This is a genomic window from Catellatospora sp. NPDC049111 (genome assembly GCF_040648615.1).
Classification (GTDB): Bacteria; Actinomycetota; Actinomycetes; order Mycobacteriales; family Micromonosporaceae; genus Catellatospora; species Catellatospora aurea.
Map to the genome: position 1 here is coordinate 106927 of NZ_JBEZEB010000008.1, position 18459 is coordinate 125385.

20 protein-coding genes are annotated in these 18459 nt (G+C 73.1%); 18 read left to right on the forward strand and 2 right to left on the reverse strand.

Annotated elements, in window-relative coordinates; translation table 11 throughout:
• The first annotated feature begins 113 nt into the window (after positions 1-113).
• The 3 genes from AB0B66_RS14635 to AB0B66_RS14645 all read left to right on the forward strand — a co-directional run bounded on the left by AB0B66_RS14635 (position 114) and on the right by AB0B66_RS14645 (position 3756).
• Positions 114-374, forward strand: coding sequence for a Prokaryotic metallothionein (locus AB0B66_RS14635; RefSeq protein WP_120318848.1), 261 nt, complete (start codon positions 114-116; stop codon positions 372-374).
• A gap of 136 nt (positions 375-510) precedes the next feature.
• Positions 511-825 carry a hypothetical protein gene (locus AB0B66_RS14640; protein WP_360528554.1) on the forward strand — a complete coding sequence of 105 codons (315 nt, stop codon included), beginning with the start codon at positions 511-513 and terminating at the stop codon, positions 823-825.
• Positions 826-936: 111 nt separating this feature from the next.
• Entirely contained in the window at positions 937-3756 is a 2820-nt protein-coding gene (locus AB0B66_RS14645; RefSeq protein WP_360528556.1) for an AAA family ATPase, read from the forward strand.
• 117 nt (positions 3757-3873) lie between these two features.
• Here AB0B66_RS14645 and AB0B66_RS14650 read toward each other — a convergent pair whose 3' ends face one another.
• On the reverse strand, positions 3874-5085 hold the full coding sequence (locus tag AB0B66_RS14650) for a cytochrome P450 (protein ID WP_360528559.1): 1212 nt from the start codon (positions 5083-5085) through the stop codon (positions 3874-3876).
• A 408-nt stretch (positions 5086-5493) separates the two neighbouring features.
• Between AB0B66_RS14650 and AB0B66_RS14655 the strand changes: the two genes are divergently transcribed.
• The 13 genes from AB0B66_RS14655 to AB0B66_RS14715 are packed head-to-tail and all read left to right on the forward strand — an operon-like array spanning position 5494 to position 16546.
• The gene (locus AB0B66_RS14655; RefSeq protein WP_360528562.1) at positions 5494-6084 is read left to right on the forward strand and encodes a hypothetical protein; all 591 of its coding nucleotides are present in this window, start codon (positions 5494-5496) and stop codon (positions 6082-6084) included.
• Complete coding sequence (locus tag AB0B66_RS14660) at positions 6078-7028, forward strand: hypothetical protein (RefSeq protein ID WP_360528565.1); 951 nt, start codon at positions 6078-6080, stop codon at positions 7026-7028. Before AB0B66_RS14655 ends, AB0B66_RS14660 begins: the two co-directional genes overlap by 7 nt.
• Positions 7029-7059: 31 nt before the next feature.
• A complete protein-coding gene (locus AB0B66_RS14665; protein WP_360528568.1) occupies positions 7060-7731 on the forward strand; it encodes an SAF domain-containing protein in 672 nt (223 codons plus the stop codon).
• A 10-nt stretch (positions 7732-7741) separates the two neighbouring features.
• Positions 7742-8536: a ParA family protein gene (locus AB0B66_RS14670; protein ID WP_360528570.1), complete on the forward strand. Its 795-nt coding sequence runs from the start codon at positions 7742-7744 to the stop codon at positions 8534-8536.
• The gene (locus tag AB0B66_RS14675; protein WP_360528573.1) at positions 8533-10035 is read left to right on the forward strand and encodes an ATPase, T2SS/T4P/T4SS family; all 1503 of its coding nucleotides are present in this window, start codon (positions 8533-8535) and stop codon (positions 10033-10035) included. The genes AB0B66_RS14670 and AB0B66_RS14675 overlap by 4 nt, the downstream gene beginning before the upstream one ends.
• The gene (locus tag AB0B66_RS14680; protein ID WP_360528576.1) at positions 10032-10934 is read left to right on the forward strand and encodes a type II secretion system F family protein; all 903 of its coding nucleotides are present in this window, start codon (positions 10032-10034) and stop codon (positions 10932-10934) included. Before AB0B66_RS14675 ends, AB0B66_RS14680 begins: the two co-directional genes overlap by 4 nt.
• Complete coding sequence (locus AB0B66_RS14685; protein ID WP_360528978.1) at positions 10934-11812, forward strand: type II secretion system F family protein; 879 nt, start codon at positions 10934-10936, stop codon at positions 11810-11812. Before AB0B66_RS14680 ends, AB0B66_RS14685 begins: the two co-directional genes overlap by 1 nt.
• Before the next feature lie 14 nt (positions 11813-11826).
• On the forward strand, positions 11827-12042 hold the full coding sequence (locus AB0B66_RS14690) for a hypothetical protein (protein WP_360528579.1): 216 nt from the start codon (positions 11827-11829) through the stop codon (positions 12040-12042).
• Between the two features lie 29 nt (positions 12043-12071).
• On the forward strand, positions 12072-12464 hold the full coding sequence (locus AB0B66_RS14695) for a TadE/TadG family type IV pilus assembly protein (RefSeq protein WP_360528582.1): 393 nt from the start codon (positions 12072-12074) through the stop codon (positions 12462-12464).
• Complete coding sequence (locus tag AB0B66_RS14700) at positions 12461-12898, forward strand: TadE family protein (protein WP_360528585.1); 438 nt, start codon at positions 12461-12463, stop codon at positions 12896-12898. Before AB0B66_RS14695 ends, AB0B66_RS14700 begins: the two co-directional genes overlap by 4 nt.
• On the forward strand, positions 12895-13302 hold the full coding sequence (locus tag AB0B66_RS14705; protein WP_360528588.1) for a hypothetical protein: 408 nt from the start codon (positions 12895-12897) through the stop codon (positions 13300-13302). Before AB0B66_RS14700 ends, AB0B66_RS14705 begins: the two co-directional genes overlap by 4 nt.
• Positions 13303-13346: 44 nt before the next feature.
• Positions 13347-15560, forward strand: coding sequence for a LysM peptidoglycan-binding domain-containing protein (locus AB0B66_RS14710; protein WP_360528591.1), 2214 nt, complete (start codon positions 13347-13349; stop codon positions 15558-15560).
• Between the two features lie 44 nt (positions 15561-15604).
• Positions 15605-16546 carry a S41 family peptidase gene (locus tag AB0B66_RS14715; RefSeq protein WP_360528594.1) on the forward strand — a complete coding sequence of 314 codons (942 nt, stop codon included), beginning with the start codon at positions 15605-15607 and terminating at the stop codon, positions 16544-16546.
• Positions 16547-16597: 51 nt separating this feature from the next.
• Here AB0B66_RS14715 and AB0B66_RS14720 read toward each other — a convergent pair whose 3' ends face one another.
• The gene (locus tag AB0B66_RS14720) at positions 16598-17026 is read right to left on the reverse strand and encodes an NUDIX hydrolase (RefSeq protein WP_360528597.1); all 429 of its coding nucleotides are present in this window, start codon (positions 17024-17026) and stop codon (positions 16598-16600) included.
• A gap of 270 nt (positions 17027-17296) precedes the next feature.
• Here AB0B66_RS14720 and AB0B66_RS14725 point away from each other — a divergent pair, with 270 nt between their 5' ends.
• Both AB0B66_RS14725 and AB0B66_RS14730 read left to right on the forward strand, forming a co-directional pair.
• On the forward strand, positions 17297-18058 hold the full coding sequence (locus AB0B66_RS14725) for a putative protein N(5)-glutamine methyltransferase (RefSeq protein ID WP_360528600.1): 762 nt from the start codon (positions 17297-17299) through the stop codon (positions 18056-18058).
• A 49-nt stretch (positions 18059-18107) separates the two neighbouring features.
• Positions 18108-18407: a DUF6412 domain-containing protein gene (locus AB0B66_RS14730; protein ID WP_360528603.1), complete on the forward strand. Its 300-nt coding sequence runs from the start codon at positions 18108-18110 to the stop codon at positions 18405-18407.
• Positions 18408-18459 lie beyond the last annotated feature (52 nt).

An 18459-nucleotide genomic window follows, 5' to 3' on the forward strand; every position in this document is an offset into this window, starting at 1 on the left:
GCTGCGTACGCAGCGGATCACACCGGTGGCCTGGGCAAATGGGTTGTTTTGCCGATAACCGGCGGTGACTGACCGGAGACTGTTCATGGATACGCCGATGGGAGGGGTTGTCTGTGGGCACGTGTGAGGTCTGCAAGAACGACTACTGGCTGTCGTTCGAGGTGCACACCGCGGGTGGCGCGGTGCACGTCTTCGACTCGTTCGAGTGTGCGGTGCACATGCTGGCGCCGGTGTGCGAGCACTGCGCCTGCAAGATCATCGGACACGGGGTCGAGGTGTCGGGGCATTTCTACTGCTGTGCGCACTGCGCCCGGTCGGCCGACGCGCGGGAGGGTTTCAAGATCCGCGACGCCGTCGGTGTGCATCCGGGCTGAGACCCGGGTGCTCGAAGGCTCCGTTTCTGCCGAAAGACCGGCACGAACGGAGCTTTTCCATATAAAAAGGGTATGAGTCGGGCGGACAGTACCGCCGGGTGGCGGATGTTTCGCTGCGCCGGGTGCCGGATCGTGGATGTCACGGAAGCACCGGCGCTCGTCGCTCCGCCATGCGGGCAGGCAGGCCTGGGCCTCCGCACCGACCGCCACGCGACCCGGCAGCTGGGAGATGAGCATGTACGTCACCGCGGACCACGCACTGTGCCTGATCGACCAGGCCGTGGCCACCGGCGGCGCGACCGCCCACGACGCCGGCTCACTGCGCGCGGCCATCCGGGAGGCGTTCGCCAGCAACGCCCCCGTCGAGCACATCGCCACCCGTGCCCGCACCTCCATCCATGACGTGCTCACCGTCGTCAACGAGATGTACGCCGGACGCGCGGACCACTGACGTTCCTCGCACCCATCCCAACCCCACCCCGAACACGGCGGCCCACCCGGGGCCGGCCACGTTCGGCCCCATGGCGCCGCCTGGGACATGCCTGACGACTAGGCTTGTCCCATGGCGGCGCCAGTGTTCGTGGGCCGCGATGCCGAGGTGGGGCTCCTGCGGGAGCTGGCCCGGTCGGCGGCCGCCGGAACCGGTGCCGCGGTCCTGGTCGAGGGCGAACCCGGCATCGGCAAGACCAGCCTGCTGGACGCGGCCGCCGCCGAGTGCGGGCGGCTCGGCATGCGGGTGCAGCGCGGCGCGGCCGAGGACCTCGAACAGCGGCTGCCCTTCTCCGCCATCGGCGCGTGCCTCGGGCTGCTGACCGTCACCGACGATCCGGCCCAGGCCCGGGTGGCGCGGCTGCTGCGCGGCGAGGGCGTGCTGGCGCTGAGCGCGGCCGCGGCCAACCACCAGCTCGCGGTCACCGAGGCGATCCTCGACCTGGTCGACGCCTGGTGTGCGGCCGGCCCCGTCGCGGTCATCGTCGACGACGTGCAGTGGGCCGACCCGGCCAGCCTGGTGGTGCTGCACCGCCTCGGCCGCGGCATCGACGAGTACCCGCTGCTGGTCGTGGTCGCCACCCGGGCCACCGGCCGCGCGGAAGCCGCCGGGCTGCTGCGCAGCCTGCAGTCACGCGGCGCCGATGTGGTCGAACTGGCCGCGCTGCCCGAGGACGCGGTCACCGCGCTGGTCGCCGACCGGCTCGGCGCGCCGCCGGGTCCGCGGCTGGCCCGGCTGGTGGCGGGCGCGGGCGGCCACCCGTTCTACGTCACGGAACTGCTGGCCGCGCTGACGCGCGAGGACCGGATCCGGGTGGTACGCGGCACCGCGGAACTGACGCCGGACGCCGCCGACGCCGGTATGCCGCGCTCGCTGCTCGACATGATCATGCGCCGGCTGTCCTTCCTGCCCCGCAAGGAGCGCGAGACGCTGCGGCAGGCGGCCGTGCTGGGCCGCGCCATCGACGTCGGGGAGCTGGCGGCGGTGCTGGAGATGCCGCCGATGGCGCTGTCGGAGGTCATGTTCGCGGCGCTGGACGCCGGCGTGGTCGTCGACGCCGGGCCGTACCTGGAGTTCCGACACGCGCTGATCCGCCAGGCGCTGTGCGAGGGCGTGCCCGAGCAGATGCGCACGGCGCTGCACCTGCGCGCCGGGCAGGTGCTCACCGCGTCCGGAGCCCCGGTGGAGCGGGTGGCCGAACACCTGGTCGCGGGCACCGCCCTCGACGCGGCCACACTGGACTGGCTGATCGCCTCCGCCGACGAGCTGATGGCCCGCGCACCCGCCACGGCCGTACGGCTGCTGCGCCGGGCGCTGGCCGGGGTGTCCGAGGAGCGGGCCGGGGAGCTGCGTTTCCACCTGGTGCGGGCGCTGATCTGGGAGAGCAGCCTGGGCGAGGCCGAGCAGACGGCCCGGGAGGCGATCCGGCTCGACCCCGACCCGCGCCGACGCAGCACGCTGTACTGGCTGCTCATGGACGCGCTGTTCCGGCAGGGCCGGCAGGCCGAGGCGGTGCGGGTCGCGACGGCGGCGCTGGCGGCCGACGACCTGCCCTCGGCCGACGTCGGGCGCTTGCACGGGTTCTGCGCGAAGTGCCGCTTCTTCCTGCGCGAACACGCGGCGGCCGCGTCCGCCGCCGCGCTCGCCATCACGCACGGCGAGCAGGCCGGCGACGGGTACGCGGTGGGGCTGGGGCGGCTCGTGCAGGGGGTGCTGCGCTTCGTCGAGGGCGACATCGGGCAGGGGCTGGCACTGAGCGAGCAGGCCATCGCCGACCTCGGGCTGGGCGTGCTGCCCGACATGCCCGCGGGCCAGTGCGTGCTGCGCGGCTACTGCCTGCTGCAGCTGGACCGGCTGGACGAGGCCGAGCAGGAGCTGGCCGACGCGCTGGCGAGCAACCAGCGCTACGGCGGGCCGTACCTGACGCTGGTCCACGCGCTGCGGGCGCAGCTGCGTTTCCTCACCGGGGCCTGGGACGACGCGCTCGCCGAGATCGAGGCCGGGTTGGAGTACCCGGACCCGCTGGGCGACAAGCCGTGGCTGCGCGGCCTGCGCCGGCTCATCGCGATCCACCGCGGCGAACCGCTGCCGGAGGCGACGATCGTGGCGCAGGGACAGGGCGGCGCGGCCGAGGCGCAGTACGTCTACCTGGACACGTGGGCGCGGGTGCTGCAGGAGGAGCCCGCGCGGGCGTTGCACTGCCTCGACCTGTTCTACCCGTTCTGGGAGCACGCCTCCGCGCGGGATCACCTGCCGCCCCGGGTGATGTACCACATCTGCCCCGACCTGGCCCGGCTGGCGGCCGCGGCGGGCGACCGGGACCGGGCCGCCGCGCTCGTCGCCAAGACCGAGGAGTTGGCCGCCGCGCAGCCCGCGGTGAGTCTGACCGCTACCGCCCAGCTGTGCCGGGGCCTGGCCGAGGGCGACCCGGAGCTGCTGCTGGCCGCCGCGGAGTCCTATACCGCCTGCGGCTGGCGGCTGTACGAGGCGCAGGCCCGCGAGGACGCCGCCGTGGCGTACGCGGCCCGCGGCGAGGCCGAACCGGCGCGTGCCGCGCTGACCCGGGCGCTGGACCTCTACACCGCGATGGACGCCAGACGCGACATCTTCCGGGCCGACGCGCGGCTGCGCCGGCTCGGGGTGCGCCGCGGCCGGCCGGGTTCCCGCAAGCGCCCCAAACACGGCTGGGAGGCGCTCACCGAGACCGAGCACCGGGTCGCGCTGCTGGTCGCCTCGGGTATGTCCAACCCCGACATCGCCGCGCAGCTGTTCCTGTCCCGGCGCACCGTCCAGTCACACGTGTCGAGCATCCTCGCCAAACTCGGCATCCACTCCCGCGTCGAACTCGCCGTCACCGCCCACCAGCGCACCGGATCCACCCCGCGCCCATGATCGCTCGACTTGCCTGGCACCTGTGCGTATCTTGAGGCCGCTTTCGCCCGCTTGCCTGGCAAGTCCGACGATCATGGCGGCCCGCCGGGCGCGTGGCGGCGGGTGGCGGCGGGTGGGTCAGGACCAGCGGGCGTGCAGGGGCAGGACGCGGGCGCCGGTCATCAAACGCGGGTCGTAGAGTTCGACGCCGTCGGCGACGGCCAGGTCGGCGCAGCGGCGCAGCAGGGTCCGCACGGCGATGCGGCCCTCCAGCCGGGCCAGCGGCGCGCCGATGCAGAAGTGGATGCCGTGGCCGAAGCTCAGGTGCGGGTTCGGCGTACGCGCGATGTCGAAGGTGTCCGGCTCGACGAACTGGGCGGCGTCCCGGTTGGCCGAGGCCACCCACAGGATCAGCACCTTGCCCGCGGGCACCTGCCGCTCGCCGACCATGGCGGGGGCGGTGGTGAGCCGGGCCAGCCGGGGGAACGGCGAGCGGTAGCGCAGCACCTCCTCCAGCGCGGCCGGGATGCGTTCGGGGTCCGCGCGCAGCGCGGCGGCGGCCCCGGGGTTCGCGTCCAGGCAGAGCACCGTGTTGGTGAGCAGCGTCGTGGTGGTGATGTGCCCGGCGATCAGCAGCACGCCGAGGAAGCCCACGATCTCTTCGTCGGTGAGGCGTTCGCCGTCGACCTCGGCCTCGATCAGGGCGTTGGTGAGGTCGTCGGCCGGGTTCGCCCGCCGCTGCCGGATGTGCGCCAGCAAGTAGTCGATCATGCCGCGCAGCCGCTTGCCGGCCTGCTGCATCATCTGCTCGTCCGGGATGACGGTGTCTGGCACCTGGGCGCTGAGCAGTTCGTCGGCCCAGCGCCGGAAGACGTCGCGGTCGCTTGCGGGCACACCGATCAGCTCGGCGATCACGGTCACCGGCAGCGGGTATGCCAGCGCCTGCACCAGATCGACGTGCTCACGTCCGGCCACCTGATCGAGCAGCTCGTTGGTGATCGTCTCGATGCGCGGGGCGAGGCCGGCGACCACCCGCGGGGTGAACGCCTTGCTCACGATGCGGCGCATCTTGGTGTGCTGGGGCGGGTCCATGCGCACGAAGTTGCCGCGGCTGAACAGCTCGATCTCCTCCTGCGGCGGGACCAGGCCGGTCAGGTCGGAGGAGAAGACCGCCGGATCGGAGAGCACCTTCTCGATGTCGGCGTATCGGAAGACCTGGTAGGCGCCGTAGTGCTCGTCCCAGCTGACCGGGTCGCGCTCGCGCATCCGGGCGAACCAGCCCAGCACCTCGTCCAGCCGTCCGGGCACCTCGGCGAAGCTCGTGCTCTTGTCGACAGTCACCACAGCCATCACTCCCCGTCGATAACTTTGTCATCTTACCGGCAGATCAACGGCTTTTTGCCTGATATGTGGAATCGGTCGTGGTTTCCGGTGCGCGCGGAGCGGTGCGCCAGTCGCCCCGCGCCGTCGCATTCATGACCCGGGGCGCCGCACTTACCATTTGTCATGTTCGATGGATCGAAGGCCGCTGTCAGGGGAGCCTTCCGCGCCGACGAGACGATCGAGATCGGAATGATCGTGAGTCGTAAATGGAAGATCTGATGACAAACACTGTCCGTGTGGCTATTCCTCACCCCTTGTTATATCGGCGGAGTTCATCGTACGATCGGCCGTCTGATGCGGGGGGATCCGCTTACAGCACAACGACTTCTGGCAGGTGAAGGACTCAGCGGGGCTCGTCGGGGACGAGGGGGGCGCATGATTCCGTACAGCCGAAGAGGACGGTCGGTCGCCGCCGCGGCCCTGCTGGCCGCTGCCTCTCTGCTGGCGTTCACCGGGTGCTCGGCCGAGGTGCCGATACCCGAGGCTCTGCCGACCCAGGCCGCGGTGCGATCGCCCGGCCCGAAGCTCAGCGACGACCAGCAGCGCACGGTAGACACCGCCTGGACGGCCTTCCAGAAGCTGAACACCATCTATCTCGCCGCCGGCCAGACCGGCAAGTACGACTGGAACAAAGACGTCACGCGCCGCCCGCTCTACCGGTACGCCGGCGGCCGCTACATGGCCCAGCTGGAGCGCGACCTCGGGCTGCTCTCCGCGCAGGGGCTGATCCGCACCGGGAAACCGACTGTCACGCTGCGCCGGGTCGTCTCGGTCAGCTCGACCTCGATCGTCGTGGAGGCCTGCGTGGACGACGCCGGCACGGACACCGTCAACAAGAAGACCCGCAAATCCGTCGCGGCCCCCGGGCAGAACAAGCGCTACCCGGTGACCCTGCGTGCCGGGCTCTACCCCGACAGCCTCTGGCGCTGGGTGGACTCCCACACCGACCGGGCGGCGTCGTGCTGACCCGCACCCGCGTGCTGGCCACGCTCGCCACGACCGCGGTGACGCTGGCGCTCACCCTGGTCGTGACGCAGAGCCCCGCCCACGCCGACTACATCTACTGCCCGCCCAACAACGGCCCCTGCATCCTGATCGTCGACGGTGGCGGCGGGGGAGGCGGCGGCGGTGGCGGGGGAGGCGGCGGCGGTGGCGACGGCATCGACTGCGAGCACGAGGACCTCGGCCTCATCCCCTGCCACGACGAGAGCATGGGCTGGTTCAACCACACCGACAGTTGCTACTACAAGCGCATGGAGCTGCCCGACAACGACCCGATCTGGGGCGGCAACGACCCGGCCGAGGGCTTCATGTACGCCGTCTGGTGCTACGGCGGCCTGTCGGCGGGCTGGCAGCAGGGCAGCGACGAGTACCTGACCGATCCGCCGCCGGGCTACGGGGCGATGCCCTCGCCGATGGCGCTGGCCGTGCGGGCGATCAGGGCGATGCCCATCGCGGGTCCGGACATCCAGATGGCGCCCGACCCCGACGGTGCGGGTCTGGTCGGACTGCCGGTGTGGATGTGGACCACGGTGAGCGAGAGCACCTGGGGCTCGGTCACCCGGGAGGCGTCGGTGCCCGGCCTGACGGTCGAGGCCACCGCGACGGCCACGGTCATCCGCTGGAACATGGGCGACGGCAGTGCCGCGGTGCCCTGCAACGGGCCCGGCACGCCGTACACCGCGGACAAGGGCAACACGCCGTCCCCGACCTGCGGCCACCGGTACACCGAGCCGTCCCGGAGTGAGGGTGACGGCACGTACGACGTCGTGGCCGTCACCACGTGGCACGTGGAATGGCACGTCACCGAGGGCGGCGGCACGGGCCTGGTCGAGTCCGGCGTGATCGACATCGAGCGGTCCTCCGACACCGAGGTCCGGATCGACGAGATGCAGGTAGTGAACAAGTGAGCGGGAACGTCGAGAAACGAGGCAAGGCGGCATGAGCGTCAACACCAGTGCGCCCGCGCGGGCGCTGCCCGCGGCGCCGATCCCGGTGCCCCGCACCGCTCCCCGGCGCAGGTCGGTCGCCCAGGGCGCGCTCGCCGTGCTGCTCATCATCGTCGGCGCGCTGACCGCGGCGTACGTCGCGCAGCGCATCGGCAGCACGCAGGACTACCTGGCGATGGCCCGGCCGGTCGGCAAGGGCGCGCTGATCGCTCGCGAGGACCTGGTGGTGGTGCGGGTCAACCAGGCGGTGGGCCTGCGCCCGATCCTCGCCGCGAACGCCGCGCAGGTGATCGGCAAACGCGCCGTGATGGCGCTGGTCCCGGGCACGCTGCTGACGCTGGACCAGGTCACCGAGACACCGGTCCCGGCTCCCGGCCACCAGCTGATCGGCATCGCCCTCGGCGAGGACAAGATGCCGTCGGCCTCCCGGCTGTCCGTGGGCGCGCAGGTGCTGCTCGTCGTGGTGCCCGAGCGCGGCGGCGGGTCGAACGACGGCCCGGACCTGGTACCGCCGCGCACCGTCACCGCCACCATCGTGCAGTTGGCCGCGGGCGCCAGGTCTGGCCAGTGGGTGATCAACGTGGAGGTGGCCACGGTGGACGCGCCGTCGGTGGCGGCACTCGCCGCCGGTGACCGCATCGTGCTCGTCCTCGACGGATCGTGAGCCGCCGCCGATGACTCTGATCGCGATCGTCTCCGCCAAGGGCTCGCCCGGTGTCTCCACGGCCGCGCTGGCGTTCACGCTGACCTGGCCGTCGCCGGTGCTGCTGGCCGAATGCGACCCGGCCGGCGGCGACCTGCTGGCCGGTTACCTGGCCCGCTACGAGCTGCCCGCCGGCCGGGGGATGCTGCCGCTGGCGTCGGCGGCCCTGCGCGGCACCGCGGAGCAGGAACTCGCCGGCAACCTCATCGACCTGGACGCGCCCCGCCAGCAGCGGATGGCGCTGCCCGGGCTGACCGAGCCCGGCCAGAGCGCGACCCTGAACCTCGCCTGGACCAGCCTCGGCGAGTTCTTCTCCCGGATGACGGCGCAGATGGTGATCGCCGACTGCGGGCGGTTGTCGTCGGCGCACCCGCCGTGGGCGCTGCTGGCGCGGGCCGACCTGGTGCTGCTGGCGCTGCGGCCGCACTCGCTGCGCACGGTGTCGCCCGCGGTCTCCGCGGTCAGCGCGATGCGCCGCCAGCTGCCCGCCGGTTTCGTGGAGAACAGCCTCGGCCTGCTGCTGATCGGGGGCGGGATCGCGGGGCGGGAAGTCTCCCGGCACCTGGGCGTGCCGGTGGTGGCGAGCCTGCCGTGGGACGCCGCGACCGCGGGGGCGCTGTGCGGCGACGGCCGGGGCCGCCGCCGGGCCGCGCTGATGCGCAAGTCGGCCGCGGCGTACGAGAACGTCACCGGTCTGATCGCGAACCGCCGGATGGACAGCGCGCTGTCGCGCCGCGACACCGAGCCGCTGCCGGTGACGCCGTGACGGCCCCGCGGTTCATCCCGATCCCGCCGGAGCCCGCGGCGGTGCCCCGGGTCAACGGCCACGCGCGGGTGGGCTACCAGCCCCAGCCGCCGGGCGCGCACGCCGCGCCCGCGACGCCGGTGGACTACGCGGTGGTGCGCCAGTTGCAGGGACGGGTCACCGAGACGCTGACCCGGATGCTGGCCGACTCGGCCAACGTCACCGCGGCGTACCGGCGGGAGACGGCGTCGCGCATCGGCCGCGAGATCATCGCCGACTACGTGGTCGCGATGGCGCACGCCGGCACCCCGGTCAGCCCCGCCTACGAGCAGGCGCTGCTCGACGCGGTCGTGGCCGGCATGTTCGGGGCGGGCCGGCTGCAGCGGCTGCTGGACGATCCGAAGATCACCAACGTGCACATCATCGGCTGCGACCAGGTGCTGCTGCACCACGCCGACGGCAGCCGCAGCCGGGGCGAGCCGGTCGCCGACACCGACGACGAGCTGATCGGCATGCTGCAGGTGCTGGCTATGCGGGTGGCGGCCACCGAGCGCCAGTTGTCGGAGTCCAACCCCGAGCTGGACATGCAGCTGCCCGACGGTTCCCGGATGACGGTGCTGTACAAGGTGTCGCCGCGGCCGGTCGTGTACATCCGCAAGCACAGCCTGTTCACGGCGACGCTGGAGGAGCTGCGCGACCGCTGGGGCATGATCGACCTGCTGCTGTACCGCTTCCTGATCAAGGCGCTGGAGTCCGGCGCGAACATCATGATCGCGGGGCTGGCCGCGTCCGGCAAGACCACGCTGCTGCGCGCGCTGGGCCGCACGATTCCGGCCGGCGAGCCGTACATCACCCTGGAGGAGTCCCGCGAGCTCGGGTTGCACGAGTCCGTGCACCCGTCGGACGAGAACTGGGTGATCAGCCTCGAAGCCCTGCAGGGCCACGGGGAGTACGACAACAACGGCAAGCGCCGCGGTGAGAAGACCCTGCACGACATGATGCCGATCACCCAGCGGCTCGGCGTGCGGCGGGTGATCGTCGGTGAGACGCGCGGCCGCGAGATCGTGCCGATGCTGCGGGCGATGACGGTCAGCCGGGGTGCGATGTGCACCATCCACGCCCGCCAGGCCCGCGAGGTGATGGACTCGATCGTGCAGCTGGCCTGCTCGTACGGCAACGACATCGGTGCGGACCAGGCACTGCGCATGGCGGCCCAGGGCATCGACCTGATCGTGTACACGGCGGTCGTCGACGAGCGCGCCATCGGCGGCGGCGAGCACCGGTTCGTCTCGCACGTCATCGAGGTCGGCGGTATGCGCGAGGACCGCGTGGTCACCACGACGGTGTTCGGGCCGGGTCCGGACGGCCGGGCCGTGCCCCGTCACCTGCCGGAGCGCATCCGCGACGACCTGATGGACGTCGGCTACGACCCGCGCGAGCTGGTGCCCTACATCGAGGCCGGCCCGCACAACCGGGGCGCCTGGACCAGGGAGCTGCACGTCAAGCGGGTGCGCCAATGATCCAGATCCTCGCGGCGCTGTCCGTGCTCACGGCGGGTTCCGGTGTCGTGCTGGCGGTGCTGTTCATCGTCGGCACGCGCCGCCCGGCGGGACCGGCCTCGCCGACCCGGCTGTGGCTGCGCCGGTTCTGGCGTGGGCCGGGGCGCACCGCCGCCCAGCGCCATACCCGCCAGGGGGTGCTGATCTTCGCGGTGTGCGCGGGCGCGGTGGCCTGGCTGGTCACGGGGTGGCCGGTCGGCGGGATCATCGTCGCGCTGGCGGTGCCCGGGGTGCCGTGGCTGTTCTCCGCGGCCACCGCCGAGAAGAAGGCACTGGCCCGGCTGGCGGCGCTGGAGGCGTGGACCCGGCGGGTCAGCGACTACGTGCGCAACGGCATCGGGTTGCAGGCCGCCATCATCGCCACGGCCCGCACCGCGCCGCCGCTGCTGGCGACCGAGATCCGCACGCTGGCCGCGCGCCTGCAGGCGGGCACCGGCCTGCCGGGGGCGCTGCGCGCGTTCGCCGACGAGCTCGACGACCCCAGCTGCGACGAGGTGGTCGCGCCGCTCATCCTGCAGTCGGCCGACGGCGGCGAGGGCCTGCACCTGGCCCTGCTGGACATCGCCAACGGTCTGGCCGAGGAGATCGTCGCGCGGGCCACCGTGGACAGCGAACGCTCCTCGGCCCGCTTCACGGTGCGCTTCCTGACCGGGGTGACCGTGGTGCTGGTGCTGTTCGGCGCACTGAACCCCGGCTACGCCGCGCCCTACCGCACGCTGCTGGGCCAGCTGATCCTCGCGCTGCTGGCCGGCCTGTACGTCGCGCTGATGATGTGGATCCGCGGGCTGTCGCTGCCGGAGCGGCTGCCGCGCCTGCTGCGCTCGGAGGCCGCCGCCGCATCGGTGGAGGTGGCCCCGTGATCAACGGCAACCTGTGGCTGGCGCTGGGCATCGCGGGCGGCGCGGTCGCCGGGTTCGGGGTGTACCTGCTGGTCATGCAGTTCGTGCCGGCCACACCGGCGCTCGGCCCGGCGCTGCGGCGGCTGCACCCGGGGGCTGATCCGAGCTTCGCCGCCCCGGAGCACGCTCCGGCCGTCGACGGCGACTGGCTGTCGAGACTGCGGCTGCCCAAGGCCGACCTGGCGATCCTGGACCGCACCCCGGAGCGGCACGTGTCCGGCGTCGCGCTGTCGGCGCTGCTCGGGCTGATGCTGCCGGTGCTGTTGACGGTGGTGCTGGTCGCGACGGGCCGTTCGGTGCCGTTCGCGGTGCCGGTGGCGCTGACCCTGGTGCTGGCGCTGGGCTTGGGCGCGCTCGCGCACTACGACATGCTCAACAAGGCCAAGTCGGCGCGGGCGGAGTTCGTGCGGGCGCTGTGCACGTACGCGACGCTGACCGCGCACCAGGTGCGTTCCGGCCACGGCGCGGTGGAGGCGATGGAGCGTTCGGCGCGCATCTGCGACGGCTGGCCGTACGTGCGCCTGCGGACCGCGCTGCTCAGTGCGCAACTGCAGATGCGCGCGCCGTGGGACGAGCTGAAGAGTCTCGCGACGACCATCGGCGTGGTCGAGCTGACCAGCTTCGCCGACATCATGCGCAGCGCCGGCAACGACGGCGCCCAGGTGTACCAGACGCTGCGCGCCCAGGCGGCGTCCCTGCGCGACCAGATCCGGGTCCGGGCCCTGGAGGTGGCCAAGACGCGCACCTCCAAGCTGGACATCCCATCCACGATGATGATCATGATCTTGCTGGTCCTGGTCGGCTATCCGCTGATGGTGAGCCTGTTCAACCAACGATGAGGAGTAGAGGCGATATGTTCAACACGTTCTGCGCCGCGGTCGAGGTCCGCCTGCGCACCCTGCTGTCCCCGGCCGTCCGGGACCGCGGCGAAGGGCCCGTGCCGCACATCGTGATGGTCACGATCATGGCGCTCGCCGCGGCCTTCGTCGCCTACGCGGTCTGGGAGATCGCGCAGGTGTGGATCGAACAGGTCCCCACCGACGCGCCGGACGCGCCGGCCGGCCCGTGACCTCACGCCCGCTCCGTGACCGGCTCCGAGTGCGGAGCCGGTCACGGGCGTGCCCGGACCGCGGCGGCGCCGCCGTCGAGTTCGCGATCATCGCCGCGCCGCTGCTGCTGGTGTCGCTGATGGTGGTGCAGACGGGGCTGTACTTCTACGCCCGCTCCGTCGCGCTCGCGGCGGCGACCCAGGGCGCGTACGCGGGCCGCCAGCAGGACGGCACCGACGCCTCGGCCAAGGCCAACGCGGAGGACTTCCTGCGCCGGATCGGGCTCGGCCTGCAGGGCGCGGAGGTCACCGCGACCCGCAACGTCGCGAACACCGAGGTGACCGTGGTTGTCACCGGGCGGGCAGTCAGCCTGCTGCCGTTCCTGAACCCCTTCGACGTCACGCAGCAGGCGCACGGGCCGGTGGAGAGGTGGGTGCCGTGAGCACGCCTGCCCGCCGCGGGGACCGCGGCTCGGCCGCCGTCGAGCTGGCCATCCTGGTGCCCTCGGTGCTGCTGTTCTTCGCCGCCGTGATCGTCGGCGGCCGGTACAGCCTGGCCCGGCAGGCCGGGGAGGCCGCGGCGTACGACGCCGCGCGCACCGCCAGCCTGGCCCGCACCGAGGGCGACGCCCGCAGCCAGGCGGAGACCGCCGCGCGCAACTCCTATCTGGCCGCGGGCCTCACCTGCGACCCGCTCGACGCGGAGCTGGTCGACCCCAGCGGCTTCCAGCAGCCGGTGGGCGTGGCCGCCACGGTCACCGTGCGGGTCGTCTGCGAGCTGCAGTTCGCCGACATCGCGATGCCGGGTGTGCCGGGCAGCTTCGTCATCGAGTCCTCCTTCACCAGTCCGCTCGACACGTACCGGAGCCGCACATGAGGTGGCGTGACGACCGGGGCAAGGCGACGGTCTTCGTGGTGATCATGGCGCAGGCCTGGGTCTTCATGTTCGGCCTGGTCGTCGTCGGCGGCGGGCGGCTGCGGGCCTACCAGCGGGCCGACAACATCGCCGCCGAGGCCGCCCGCAGCGCCGGGCAGGCCATCAACCCGGCCCTCGCGATCCAGGGGGGCGACAAGATCATCGACTTGACGCTGGCCACCAACGCCGCGCAGGCCTACCTGAACACCGTCGGCGCGACCGGCACGGTCACCATCGCGCCCGACAACACGACGGTCACCGTCAGCGCCACGATCACCTACGAGAACCCCACCGGCCTGGCCTTCCTCGGCGGGGCGACGTGGCGCGCCACCGGCGAGGCCACCGCGACACTCCTCATCGGATAGTCCTGCTCGGCCGGCCGAGCAGCCACACACGAAAGGGCGCGATCATGGCACCAGTCCGGCGCAACCGCCCCCACTGGACCCTGCGCCTGCTCGCCGGGTTGGCCTCGCTGACCGGGATCGTGGCGATCGTCGCGGGCGTGCCCGTGGCGCTGATGGAGCTCGCAGGCAACCCGCTGCCCCGGCAGCTGCCCACGCTCGACGAGATCACCACCGCGCTGACCTCGCCCGACGACGGCGACCTGTTCCTGAACACGCTCGCGGTGGCCGGCTGGATCGCCTGGGCCACCTTCACGCTCAGCATCCTGGTGGAGATCGGGGCCCGGATCAGCGGCCGCCGCGCCGCCCGGCTGCCCGGCCTCGGCCTGCAGCAGCGGGTCGCGGCTGTGCTGGTGGGCGCGCTCATCGCGGTGTTCGCCGGGGCGAGCGTGGCGACCGCCGCACTGCCGTCCCTGCCCGCGCCGAGCGCCGCCCGGCTCGTGGCGTCCGCTCCGTCCGCTCCGTACGCCGGTGTGGTGGCCGCACCCCGGGTCGCGCCCGCCCTGGCGTACGCCGCACCCTCGGCCGCGCCCGTGCAGGCCTACGCGGCTTCCGCGCCCGTGCAGGCCCATGCGGCTCCCACGCCCGTGCAGGCCGTCGCGGCCGCGGTGGAACGCCGCCAGGCCTCGCTGCGCGAACGTGTCGAACGTCCCGTGTACGTCGTCAAGAAGGGCGACTACCTCGGCTGCATCGCGCAGCGCTTCACCGGCGACTTCGACCGATACCAGCAGCTCGCGGCGCTGAACCCGCAGCTGATCCGCAACCCGAACCACATCGAGCCGGGCTGGCGCATCGTGCTGCCCGCCGACGCGCACGACCGGGGCCAGATCCGCCACGCGACCGGCAAGCTGCTGCTGCCCGCCGTCGAGACACCCGCACCCCAGCAGCCCACCACCCCGCAGCAGCCCACCACCCCGCAGCAGCCCACCACCCCGCAGCAGCCCACCACGCCGCCCCCGCCCGCGACCCCGGCCCCGGCGACCCCGTCCCCACAGGCCAGCCCGCCGCCGGCCTCGCCCGCGCCGGCGACCGCGGTGACGCCCTCGGCCCCGGCCCCGTCCACCTCGGCGGTGCCCGCCCCGGCCACCCGCCCGAACGTGATACCGCTGGACGAGACCGACCCCGGCACCGGCCGGACCAAGGTGCTCGCCGCCGGCGCCGGCCTGGCGCTGGCCGGGGTGCTCGCCGGGCACGTCGTGGTACGCCGCCGGATCCGCCGCCTGCACCGGCTGCGGGTGGGCCGCCGCCGCGGCGTCGGCGGGGTGCGCAGCCCGCTCGGCTACCGGACCCGTGAGGTGCCGCCGCGCCACCGCGCCACCGAACGCCTCGACGCCGGACTGCGCCAGCTCACCGCGGGCCTGCGCGGCCGCGCCCCGTGGGAGATGCCCGACATCGCCGCCGCCTGGGAGCACGGCGGCGACCTCGCGATCATCCTCGCCGCCCCGTGCGCGGACCCGCCGGAGCCGTTCGACGTGCAGTGGCCCAACACCTGGTCGCTGTCGGCGTCGTCGTGGCTGCCCGACCGCGTCGACACCCCGTCGCTGCTGCCCGGCCTGCTCAAGATCGGCACCTGGCCGCAGGGCGGCGAGCTGTTCGTCGACGGCGAGCGCACCGGCCTGCTGACCCTGCTCGGCGACCCGCAGCGCTGCGACGACCTGCTGCGCTACCTGGTCGCCGAAGCCGCCACCGCCAGCTGGGCCGACGAGGCCGCCGTCACCGTCGCCGGGCTGAGCAGCGCCGACATGCGAGCCCTCGGCGCGCTCAGCGACCGGGTGCGCACCAGCTCGTCGGTCAGCGACGCCCTGGCGCGTATCGGCCGCCGCGCCGCCGCGAACGCCGCCGTGCTGCACGACTCGCAGACCGCCGACATGCCGACGGCCCGCATCAACAACGTCACCGGCGACGCCTGGGGCATCCAGTTGCTGTTCGTGGCCGACCCGTGGGGCGAACACACCGAGCAGCTGCGCGACCTGGACGCGCTGCTGGCCGACCTGGGCCGGGTCGGGGTCGCGGTGATCGCCACGCATCCCACCGGGACCCGCTGGTCGGCGAGCATCTCCGCCGACGGCGGCGTGCACATGTCTTGGCTGGCCGTCACCGACATCACCGCCTGCGAGCTGACCAGCGCCCGGCTGGCCGCGCACGTGGCCGGGCTGGCCCAGGTGGCTCAGGCGGCCCGGGTGCCGGTGCAGTCCACCGGGCCCCGGCACCGGCTGCGCTGAAACCCCGACGACCGCCCACCGGGCGGCCCGTTACGGTGTCGGCCATGCCCAAGCTTCTCGTCGAGCGTGCCATGGAACTCATGTGCGCCAACTACGTGTTCCCCGAGCGTGCGGTCCCGGCGGCGGCCGACGTCCGCCGCCGCCTGACCGAGGGCGAGTACGACGGCCTGGACGAGGCGGCGCTCGCCGAGGCGCTCACCCTGCGGCTGGCCGAGCACTGCGCCGACAAGCACCTTCGGGTACGCGTCCGCGACGCCCGCCTGCACACCACCGTCGACCCCGCAGAGGCCGACGCCGTCTACCGCGAGCACCTGCGCGTCACCAACCACGGCATCGCCCGCGTGGAACGCCTCGACGGCAATATCGGCTGCCTCGACCTCCGTGGCATCACCATGGCCGGGCTGGGCGGCCGGGCGATCGCGGCGGCGATGGAACTGGTCTCCCAGACCGAGGCGCTGATCATCGACCTGCGCCGCAACCGCGGCGGCTCACCCGACGGCGCCATCTTCTGGACCAGCTACTTCTTCCCCGACGGCGAGACCCACCTCAACAGCATCGAGTCCGGCGCGGGCACCTCGCTGCGCCAGTACTGGAGCGTGGCCTACCTGCCCGGCGAGCGCTACCTCGACCGACCCGTATACGTCCTGACCAGCGACCGCACCTTCTCCGCCGGCGAGGAACTCAGCTACAACCTGCAGTCCCACGGCCGGGCGACGCTGATCGGCGAGACCACCCGCGGCGGCGCGCACCCCACCGACCGCTTCCCCATCACCCCGACCCTGGAGATCACCGTCCCGGTGGCCCGCTCCATCAACCCGATCACCGGCACCAACTGGGAGGGCACCGGCGTCGTACCCGACATCGCCGTCCCCGCCGACCAGGCCTTCCCCACCGCCTACCGCCTCGCCCTGGACCACGTCCAGACCACCACCACCTCCCCAGCGATCCGCGACGAGGCCCTCGCCGCCGCCGCTGTTCTTGGTTGATCATGAACTTAAGGCAGTGTTCGACGGCGTGTCACTGCCATAACTTCATGATCACCGCGCGGTGGGTGGGTGCAGGCGGCTCCGGTAGTCGGGTGAGGACAGGAAGGAGGTGAGGGCGGGGCGGGCGTAGGGGGCCAGGTCGAGCGACAGGATCTCGGCCGGGGGCACGAATAGCATGGCGCGGCCTTCGCCGAGCACGACGTCGGACTGGCGGGCGGTGGTGCGGCCGTGGAAGAGGTAGCCGTACAGCGGGCTCTGCGGCATCGGGCCCTCCCAGAACAGGGCCAGCTCGGCGACGCGCAGGCCGGTCTCCTCGTACAGTTCGCGGTGGGCGACCTCCAGCGGCCGCTCGCCGGGCTCGGCGACCCCGGCGGGGAACGCCCACTGGTTCGGGAACGTCGGCGCGTGCTCGTCGCGCTCCTGCAGCAACAGCGCCCCATCGGCGTCGACCAGCAGCACCCCGGCCACGAACGTCCGCATGGGCGGGGATCTTAGCCACGTACGACTCCCGGCAGGGGGCCGTCCTCCGGGCCGTCGTGGTGGCATCCAGCCCGTGCCGCAGTACATATCGCAGCCGCGGTTCACATCTATTTTGATGTGGCCACATCAAAATAGATGTGGCCGTGCCGGGACCGCTGTCAGTCGGCCGCCGCCACGCCCGGCCGACCGGGCCGATGCCGGCGGAGGACCCGTTCGAGTCGCGGCCGGGTCTGTCGGCGTAGCCTGGCCCGGGTCGGGGGAGGGGTGCCGGTGCGGGCGGATGTGATCACCACGTTGCGGGCGGCGGGCTGCGTGTTCGCCGAGGACGAGGCCGAGCTGCTGATCTCGGCGGCGGCCGGGCCGGCCGAGCTGGAGGAGATGGTCGCGCGCCGGGTCGCGGGGCTGCCGCTGGAGCACATCGTCGGCTTCGCCGAGTTCTGCGGTCGGCGCATCGCCGTGGACCCGGGCGTGTTCGTGCCGCGCCGGCGCACCGAGCTGCTGGTCGAGGAGGCCGCGCGCCTCCTGCGGCCGGGGTCCGTGGTGCTGGACATGTGCTGCGGGTCGGGCGCGGCCGCGACCGTGCTGGCCGCGCAGGGCGGCATCGAGGTGCACGCCACCGACATCGAACCCGCCGCCGTGGCCTGCGCCCGGCGCAACGTCGAACCCCTCGGCGGCCACGTGTACGAGGGCGACCTCTACGAGCCGCTGCCGGACTCGCTGCGCGGCCGGGTGGACGTGCTGGTGGTGAACGTGCCGTACGTGCCGACGGACGCGATCGCGCTGATGCCGCCGGAGGCGCGGCTGCACGAACCGACGGTCGCCCTCGACGGCGGCCCCGACGGACTCGACATCGCCCGCCGGGTGCTGGCCGGCGCGGGGGACTGGCTCGCCGCGCACAGCCACCTGCTCCTGGAGACCAGCGACGAGCAGGCGGACACGGCCTGCGCCCTGTTCGCCGCGACAGGACTGACCCCGCGACTGGCCCACTGCGACGAACGCGGCGCGGTCGTGGTCGTGGGGCGAAGGACCTGACCGACGCCGGACCGCACGACAGCTTGCGCAAGGCGGGTACGGTTGCCGCGTGCCGATCGCCGCCGCCTCCCGCTGGGCTCTGACCCTGTGGCTGGCCGTGCTGTGCGCCGGTGCGGCGGCGGACCAGCCGAGCCTCGGCACGATGCTCGCCGGTGCGGCGGCCCTGCTGCTCGTCACCGCCCTGGCGGTAGCCGCCCACGGCATCGCGGGCCGCCCGTCGAGCCGGGCCGCGATCGACCTCGCGCTGCGCCAGCTGTCCAAGCACACCGGCGTGCTGCGCCAGCGCGACCCCGACGCGGCGGGCCGCCCCCGCCCCCGAGCACCCGGCTCCACCCCTCTGGCCTGCTGACCCGGCGTCATCCGGGCGCGGCCCACACGGTCCGAGTCCACGCCCCGCCGGT